This is a genomic window from Tritonibacter sp. SIMBA_163, from assembly GCF_046535935.1.
Classification (GTDB): Bacteria; Pseudomonadota; Alphaproteobacteria; order Rhodobacterales; family Rhodobacteraceae; genus Epibacterium; species Epibacterium scottomollicae.
On the sequence record NZ_JAWJBP010000037.1, the window covers coordinates 1 to 8,737 of the forward strand.

8 protein-coding genes and 1 pseudogene are annotated in these 8,737 nt (G+C 56.8%); all 9 read right to left on the reverse strand.

Annotated features, from left to right (window positions below; translation table 11 throughout):
- A partial coding sequence (locus R0J92_RS20865; protein ID WP_411053038.1) for a hypothetical protein occupies positions 1-481 on the reverse strand: 481 nt, incomplete at its 3' end.
- Positions 478-1,812, reverse strand: a complete 1,335-nt coding sequence (locus R0J92_RS20870; protein WP_411053039.1) for a restriction endonuclease subunit S — start codon at positions 1,810-1,812, stop codon at positions 478-480. The genes R0J92_RS20870 and R0J92_RS20865, both read right to left, overlap by 4 nt.
- Positions 1,809-2,546, reverse strand: a complete 738-nt coding sequence (locus R0J92_RS20875; RefSeq protein ID WP_411053044.1) for an N-6 DNA methylase — start codon at positions 2,544-2,546, stop codon at positions 1,809-1,811. The genes R0J92_RS20870 and R0J92_RS20875 overlap by 4 nt, the downstream gene beginning before the upstream one ends.
- Positions 2,494-3,366 carry an N-6 DNA methylase gene (locus tag R0J92_RS20880; RefSeq protein ID WP_411053040.1) on the reverse strand — a complete coding sequence of 291 codons (873 nt, stop codon included), beginning with the start codon at positions 3,364-3,366 and terminating at the stop codon, positions 2,494-2,496. Before R0J92_RS20880 ends, R0J92_RS20875 begins: the two co-directional genes overlap by 53 nt.
- Positions 3,367-3,667: 301 nt before the next feature.
- Positions 3,668-4,960: a type II toxin-antitoxin system HipA family toxin gene (locus R0J92_RS20885; RefSeq protein ID WP_411053041.1), complete on the reverse strand. Its 1,293-nt coding sequence runs from the start codon at positions 4,958-4,960 to the stop codon at positions 3,668-3,670.
- A complete protein-coding gene (locus R0J92_RS20890) occupies positions 4,960-5,205 on the reverse strand; it encodes a helix-turn-helix domain-containing protein (RefSeq protein ID WP_411053042.1) in 246 nt (81 codons plus the stop codon). The genes R0J92_RS20885 and R0J92_RS20890 overlap by 1 nt, the downstream gene beginning before the upstream one ends.
- 813 nt (positions 5,206-6,018) lie before the next feature.
- Positions 6,019-6,435: a tyrosine-type recombinase/integrase gene (locus tag R0J92_RS20895; protein ID WP_411053045.1), complete on the reverse strand. Its 417-nt coding sequence runs from the start codon at positions 6,433-6,435 to the stop codon at positions 6,019-6,021.
- A 12-nt stretch (positions 6,436-6,447) separates the two neighbouring features.
- A pseudogene (locus R0J92_RS20900) lies at positions 6,448-6,848 on the reverse strand (transposase); the annotation flags it as partial.
- Positions 6,849-7,135: 287 nt separating this feature from the next.
- Positions 7,136-8,737 (reverse strand): Ig-like domain-containing protein (locus tag R0J92_RS20905; RefSeq protein ID WP_411053043.1); only part of this gene is annotated, 1,602 nt, incomplete at its 5' end.

Below are 8,737 nucleotides of genomic sequence, written 5' to 3' on the forward strand. Positions count from 1 at the left end.
CCATCACAGAGCCCGTAGGATAAGTCCGTCTGGGGAAAGGGGAAGCCAGCTCAAAACCTGATTTGCGCAACAGAGCCTGCCCAACCGCCCAAATCTCGTTGTCCACTCCCTGTAGTGGTGCAAGATCGTAACCACGACCACGCATGGATAACTTGAACTGCCTAAGAAGGCTTTCCCGTTTGTCAGAGGGAATGTCGCCACCGTCAAATAAGCGACCCAATGTCGAAGCCAATTGCCAATCATGTCCGGCGTGTCCTCGATAGACCAGATCGTTCTTCGTACGCTTGAAGTCAGGGCCTTGAAGAATTTTCAGAAGGTCGTCCCAACTCTTGACCTTGGCCGATGGAAGCAAAGCGTCTATATCATCGTTAGGAAGTACGAAGTCGGGATAATCGGGCAAAGCATCCAGATATGCGCGCTTGGCTTCTCGTTCCTGTTTAGATTTTTTCGTATCTATAGAATTTGCAGCGCTTGAATTCATACTTCCGCTCCTGTGTCTTTCAGGCAGATTTCGCCGGACATGAGTTTGGGCAGGAGGAGGTCGCGCATCTCGGCGAGGGTTTGGTTTTCTTCATCGTTGGCAATCTGCTTTGAAATCAGCGGATTGAAAATCTCCCCAAAAACCGTCAGCGCATCGTCATCAGGGCAAACGCACATCGCCTCGGCAAGGTGCGAGCGCTTGATGTGGCCCATAGTGACTGCCTTCGAAGCTGCGATCCGTTGGAACTCTTCAAGGTGCGTCTGCACCCACTCGGACACAAACCACATCGGGTGGCTTTCTGAAGTGACCTTAAACAAATGTTGGTTCAACGCGCCCGCGCCACCTGTCCAGAATTTAGCTATTAAGCTGCCCGACCATGAGAAGATGAAGTCGCCGTTGCCGATGACATACTTATCGGGAACATCTGTGGAAGCGCGGTTTGACTTTGCGGTGACGCCGTTGCGCAACTCTGCGATTTTGATCACCGGCAGATCGGACTTTCCGTCCTGAGCAGGAAACTTCTGCAGGGCCAAGCCGTTCAGAAAATGCCCGATCTCATCGAGTGGGCGCTCCTCCCACCCCTCAGGCAACCCATCGTCGCCCAGCTTGGCGGGGAAGAGGGGGGCGAGGGTGGCGGCTTTTTCGGGGGGGAAGGCGTGGCCCATGATGGCGGCGGGGTCAGTTGCGCCTTCCATTTGTCGGCGGGTGGGGCCGAAATCGACAAACCAATCCCGAAACAGCGCCCGCGCCATCTCTTCCAACGTCTCATTCATCCGCCGGTTCAGCTCGATTTTGTCGTCGAGGGAGCCGAGGAGCTGTGAAATTCCCCGCTGAACTTCTAGAGGCGGATTTGGAACCCGAATACTCTTTAGAGCTGTCAAGTTGAACCCCGGTACAGAACTACCAATCGTATTGTCTGCGATGGCCTGCTGCCCGAGAGGTGACGAGAAATAGTAATACAGGAACAGTGGGTCGGCCTTCTCAGGATCGGAAGAAAGCTTCATCTGTTTGTTGCTGACGATGTATTCTTCGTACTCGGAACACTCGTCGATCAGTCCAACTTGGTTGACTGTCCCCCAGCAGGTAAAGACTAGATCACCCCTGACAGCTTTCGAGCGCGAAAACTTGTCGGCAAGGCTGGGATCAATAAACACAAGCCCACTATCGTTGAGTCGCAAGCCCACGGCTTCACTAAGGTTGGAGCCACGTATCACCGGTACGCCGTGATCTTGGAAGGTCTTGCGACCTATGGACGAGCCGAATGGACCAGTAGCAAGCGCGCTTTTTCGTTCCGCCGCTAAATCTTGAATGGCTGAAAGCGGATATGTCATTCGCTTATCATTCCAAGCTGTTTTTTAACGAGCGCTTCCAGTTGCTTGGAGTTATCGAATTGTTCATCCAGCTTCGCATTTAGGCCAGCGAACTTCTCCTCAAACGACACCCCATCATCCTCGACATCCGCCGCCCCAACATACCGCCCCGGCGTCAGCACGTGGTCGAATTTGCGGATGGCCTCCAGTCCTTCGGATTTGCAGAAGCCCGGCTCGTCCGCGTAGGCCTCCCAGCCTTTCTCCTCCAGCGCCTCGGGCTTTGCGCGCCAGCGGCGGTAGGTGCCTGCGATGGCCTTGATGTCATCGTCTGAGAACTCGCGCCGCACCCGGTCCACCATATGGCCCATGCTGCGGGCGTCGATGAACAGCACCTCTCCGCGCCGGTCCCGCAGCCCGTTGGCGGATTTGTCCCGGCTCAATATCCACAGGCAGACGGGAATTTGCGTGGAATAGAAAAGCTGCCCCGGCAGGGCGACCATGCAATCGACGCGGTCTTCCTCGATCAGGCGTTTCCTGATCTCGCCCTCGTCGCTGGTTTGCGAGGACATGGAGCCATTGGCGAGCACCACACCCGCATGGCCGCGCGGCGCGAGGTGGTGGATGATGTGCTGTATCCAGCCAAAGTTGGCGTTGCCCTTGGGCGGGATGCCGTATTGCCAACGGTCATCCTCCAGCAGCCGCTCACCGCCCCAATCGGAGATTGTTGAACGGCGGGTTGGAGAGGATGTAATCAGCCTTCAGCCTCGGATGCGCATCCTTGTGAAAGCTGCCCGCGCTGTCCCAGGCGATGTCGGCGTCGATGCCATGCACGGCGAGGTTCATCTTGGCCAGCCGCCATGTGGTGTGGTTGATCTCTTGCCCGTAGACCGAGAGGTTCAGCGGGTTGCCGCCGTGATCTTCGATGAACTTCTCGGACTGGATGAACATACCGCCCGACCCACAACAAGGATCATAAACGCGGCCTTGGTAGGGCTCCAACATTTCAACGAGGGTGCGAACAACGGAACGGGGCGTAAAGAACTCACCGCCGCGCTTGCCCTCGGCGCTCGCAAAGCCGGAAATGAAGTACTCATAGACCCGGCCCAAGAGGTCACGTGCCCGGTCGGCGCTGTCGTGCATTTTGACGTTGGAAAAGAGGTCCACCAGCTCGCCCAGCATGGTTTTGTCCAGCGTCGGGCGGGCGTAATTCTTTGGCAGAACACCTTTGAGAGTTTCGTTGGTGGGCTCGGCCTCAATGGCCTCCATCGCGTCGTCGATGATCTTGCCGATGTTTTCAGAGCGGGCGTTTTGCTGGATATGAGACCAACGGGCGGTTTCCGGCACCCAAAAGACGTTCTCGGCAAGATATTCCTCGGGGTCCTCGGGATCGGCAAACTCATCTTGGGCGAGCTGATCGTGCATCGCCTGGAATGCTTCCGAGATATATTTGAGGAAGATCAGACCCAGCGCGACGTGTTTGTATTCGGACGGTTCAAGGCCCCCACGCATTTTGTCGGCTGCTTTGAAAAGGTCGGCGGCGAAGTCGAGATCAGCGGAACGGGAGTTTTGCGCCATGCGAATAGGTTCTTTCAAATAGATGCTTGGTGAAAGAGGTAGCAGAGGTTTTTGCCAGTTCACAATGCCCGCTGCCGCTTTTTGGCGTCATTTGTGGACACCTATAGACTGATCTGGATTGGGCTTGGGAAGTATCCGTATCGCCCGTCTCATGTATTCGCGCCTCTACCGGCGCCGCTCACGCTGGGCTGAGTTTAAGGCCATTTCTTGCATTCAAGAACTTAAGCCCGGTGCGTTTCTACGCAAACTGAAACGGCTTCAAATATGATGTAGCGACCACAAAAGAGAAATATGACGCGGATCATGCGGCATGAAAGGCAGCTGCCCGACGTCGGACGCCAGCAACAATAGCTTCCGCCAATGGCTGTGGAAACCCATCCGGCAGGTCGGCTAGTGTCTTGTTCAATGAAGGTTCAAGCTCTGCCACGATGTCTGACAATACTTCTTCTGCTAGCGCCACACCAAATCCTGCCGCCTTTGCAGCCCGCAGGAAGTGGCGCGGCACAACCTCGTTGATCCGGTAGTGACCGTCGACCGCCATCGCAAGGCGCATCCGGTTCTGACGTATTTGACCGTCATCCACAGCTTTTTGTGCGCTCAGCACGTCATAAAGCGGGGTCATACGGAAACCACCAGGGCGCAATGATATGCTGAAGTTTTTGGCGTGCCCGTCGGTCGCTCCCAACAGCCAAAACAGGACCTGCGCGCGGAAGAAGGCGCGTTGATCTGCCTCGGGGTCATCACTGCCCGCCAGCAACCCGATGCCTTCGGTTATCCCCGGCCCGCCATCCATTTGATATTTTTGGCTGGGTGGGACTGTGAGCGCTTGGCAAAAGTCTTCCTGCGGGAGGCGGATCAAGCGGCCATCTTTGGTCCAGCGCCGATCAAACCGCGTCACGATAAGGCTCCGCACGTCTTCAAAATCTGCTATCTCGATCTCAGCCACATCCATGCCCATGGCGCGGCAAAAGCTCATGCAGAAAAATTCATTCTCGACGCTGTCGGATAGATCAACCCCAGCAGGCAGGACGCCAAGCTGGGTTTTGACGATGTGGGTTGTGGGGGTGAGCCCAGAGGGACGGATCCACGCGCCTTCGTGGCGCAGCAGCGCTGTTTTCTCCTGTGCCCCGGCGATTGAAATGCGAAAGTCGTCTTCCTCATCCAAGCCGAGCGGAGCACTTGCAAGGTTACGCAGCATATCCGCTATCTGCGCCTCAGACACGGGCTCGCCCTCGATCGCGCCAACTTCGGGGACCTCACCCGAGACGAACTGCAGCGCCCCCACGCAATCGCGCCCGATCTTCTCCAGCATGTGCCATGCGTCTGTACCTCCAGCGCGCACCCGAGCAGCTACGCGTTCACGTATCGCCTGATTGTCGGGCAGCAGGTTTTCCAGGTAGGCAATGACAGGTCCACCTTGATGCGCTTCTTCGCGCAAAGGCAGAGACAGCGAGATGGGCATGGCATATTCCCACGCCAGCCAGTCCTGGTCATAGGTGAAGCTGATCGCGCCTGATCCCGCGAGACGCAGTGCACCCACTAGCCTTCGATTCAGAAGCACCTGCATCGTGCCGTTGCGCCCGCGTTTGGCCATCAGAAAATATCCTCGATCTCAAGCGAGCCACCGCGCTCCACCAATCGGAACTCCAGACCAAGTGCCGTCATGACAGCAAGCACAGTGGCGAGCTTGGTTCCTTCCTCACCATTCTCCAGCGACGAGATCGTCGCGACGCGCAAATTCGTGCGCGCGCTGATATCGCTTTGGGTCCAGCCACGCGCTTTGCGCGTCCGGCGGAGCGCCTCTCCGATCTGTTCGGCCGTTCGCGCTGTAAAATCCATGATGCGGCTCCCTTTACGCCGTAGAGTAAATGAAAACAAATTACGCCACAACGTAAAAAAATGTAATTTTACGCCATGGCGTAATTTGCGAGTTACGCTTACACCGTTCGCAGCGCGCGCCTGCCCGTTCGTCACGAGCTTTGACGAGATCAAATCGAATAGCTCCGGGTCCGCCGCAAACCTCATTCTCTGTTCAGCCCTTATCTGGCTCATTAACTCTTGCTACAGCGCAGGATGCAGCATGCCACACCGCGAAAAGTGTCCTAGATTTCTATCGAGCCAAAGACTGCTAATGCAGACGAAGACAAACCAAGCTTAGAAACTGTCTATCGATAATTCTTGGATTCGAGAACTTAACGCCGAGGCGCTTTGAGCGAAGCGACAGATTGCAACACATTTTGCGTGATGGTAGCTTGGCTTCGGCGATCAAATCAGGCGCGCGGACGCCGGAAGTGCTACCGAAAGGCATCGAACCGAAGGCAAAACTCCGATGCGGGGTAGCTTCTGGGGTATGTGAGAAAATCACATTTAGATTATCAAGATATATCAGCCTGTTATCGCCTCATTGCGAAGCCGCCCCCTGGAACCACATTGGCGTTGTAGGGGCAGCTGAGTGAGGCTGCAGGGGTCTGCAGGGCACCGTAGACCACAGCGTAGGCCATTTGGTGCCTGTTGACAGCAGCACACCACCTCGCACACCCCTTGTTTTGCTGGAGACACCAACTGAAGAAGTGCCTGTAGGAGGAACAGAATCTCCGCCCCCCGGGCACCACTCAAAACCCTGATTTTGTTGGTTAATCATCTTCAAGCCTTTCATGGTTTGACGGTTTTGGCGAATGGTTTGACAACTTGTGATCGCCGTTCGTTTTCTTGTTTCAGCGTTTCCATCGTGATCCGGTTGCGATCTGCGAGGTTTGCTGAGCGGGAATAGTGGCGAGCCATCGACGGGGTTTTCTGTCCCAGCAGATCGGCAATCTGGCGTTCTTCCAGCCCTGCTTCGCGCAACGTGGTCGCCACTGTGTGCCGCAGCCCCTTGAGGGTCAGGCCGGGTTCCACTACGCCTTCGGCTTCCAGCTTTTTCTTGAAGCGGTGCCACCATTTCAGACATAATGGCGTGGCCATCGGCGGCTTGGGTGCCGATGACGCACAGCAGTGGGTTGGCGCGTGCGCCCATGGCCGTGTCGAGTGCCTCAAAAAGATCTCGCTTCGGAGCGGTGCCAAGTTCGTCATAGATGGTGAAACTGCGTTCCACTCTCCGTCACCTTCGGCCTTGATGCCTGTGCTGTCGATTAAGAGGTTCACTGGCCCGGTAGATCCGCGATACGGCAGGCTCACGTTCAGTGTCCGTTGACGCCGACATAAGGTGCTGAAGTCCGGCGCTACCCAGTCCAACCCAACCAGCCACCCCAAGCTTTGGACAAGCCCGGTTGTCTGGCGAAGCGGCATGCCAAACAAGACCTTCAGCGTCAGACAAGCCTGAATGGCGGCATCACTAATTGCTGCCGACCGGGCTTGCCGCTTGGTGGCGGTATCCAAACCATCTCCAGATCGAACCAGATCGACAACGATCCACGCTGCTTCAAGCTTTCATTGTAAGACGACCAATTTCTCGTCTTGTACTTCGTAGTGCCGCGACTGCTCATGCCACTCAGCTATCACTCTGGATTCATACAGTTAATCCGATCAGAGGATTTATGCAATAAAGCCCTAATGCAGGCTGAAGCGTTCAAGGTTTTGACATCATATCCTTTTCGCGCCGGGTTGCGACGTCTTCTTACGACTTGTGCAGAGTTTGAGGAAAATTGAAAATCCTCATGTCGGTGATCCGATTCCGCCCCAGTTCTCTGTGCCGATTTGCGCTCTTACCACAGGGAAGCCCTCCGCCTGGGAAGCGGAGGGCGCTTGTACTGCGAATTGAGGCAATAGCGACTTAGAACGCTAGGGAATACTCCACGCTCAAGCCGTAGCTTTCAAAGTCCGATGCACCTACCCCATCGACAAATGCAGTGGCTGTGAGGGTGCCGTGGCGAGCACTCTCATAGCGTAGGCCCGCATCAACCTTGCCGCGCCAGCCGGCGTAGCCCGGCAAAACCGTCTGAGCCACAGCGGTACCGTCGGTAGAGGACCAAATCCCTGAGATCCCGCCTTGTAGCATCAGCACGCCGTTGACGACCGGAAGGGAGCGGCTCGCGTCAAGGCCGAGGGCGATCTGCCGCAGTGTGATGCTCTGGGCGCCGATCAGATTGCCGAGGCTGTCGGTATAGGCGTCCTGATCGTCCTTGAGGTACGCGGCGTTCAGATAGGGGCTTAGCACCGCTTCTTTATAGGCGTAGTCACCGGTCACCCTGACTTGCGCCAACAGGCGTGAGGTATCGAAATCATCTTCATAAGTGCCAAAGGGTGATACGGTGTTTGAAGACTGACCATAGAGCAGGCGACCCTCGAAATAGAGCGGATCATTGGGCAATTTCGCCACCACATAGGGACCGACCAACCAGCCCGTGCCCTCAATGCTGGCGTCGCCATCGTCCTGCGACAGGTGGTCGAATTGCAGCATGGCACCCAAGAGGACCGATTCTTGCATGTGTATGTGGCCGCCCAATGCGCCAAATGCAGATCGGCTTTCGGCGGTGCCATCCTCGGACCAGGCGCCCTTCAAACGGAACCAGCTGTTTCTGTTGCCCTTAGACGCAAAATTGAAATGGCCCATCCCGCGAGTAACGGACACATCAAACGTGCCATCCGCGCCGGTCAGGAAACGGGTCAGGTTGGGTTGGTTGGCGATCAGTTGGTTGGCCCGGCTAAACAGGAAGCTTGCGATCGTCTTTTGCGTCTGCTCCACGGTTGTATCTGCAACAACCAGCGTGTTGGAGGCAGTGGTGAGATTGCCCGCCGCATCCGCCGCCGCCCCGGCCGTAACCGAGAGGCTGACGTCGCCTGTCCCTGCGGAGACGATGGCGGCGGTGTAGACCGCGCCGCTACCGCTCAGGCCGGTGACTGAGGCATTTCCGGCAGTGATATCGCTGGCGGCGAAGCCGGTCACGCTTTCGGTAAATGTGATGGTGACGTCAAAGCGCGCTCTATGCGCCAGTCTCTCCGGGGCACCGCTGATCACGACATCGGGCGAGGTTGCATCGACGACCACCACACTTGCACCAGAGGTATTGCCATTGGCGTCGGTCGCGGTAACGGTCACATCACCGCTGGTTTGGGGCGCGGCCGATACGACTGAGAAGGTGCCAACGGTCGCGGCATTGCTCATAGTTTGCAGGCGTGCTCGGTTGCTGGTCCTGTTTGAGGACCCGCCCGAGGCCACAGTCCTAGCCGTACTGCCATCGGGGAAGGTCACCGTGACCGTCGCACCGGGCTCCGTGGTGCCGGTGACCGTAAGGGTGCGGTCGTCGTTGACCTCGACATTGGCCACTGTCGGAACGGGCGGCGGAGTGGCATCTGTAACGGTGACGGTAAAGCTGACTTGCGTGGCGGCATTGCCCGCGGCGTCCTGCGCATCCATGGTGACGGTGGTCTCGCC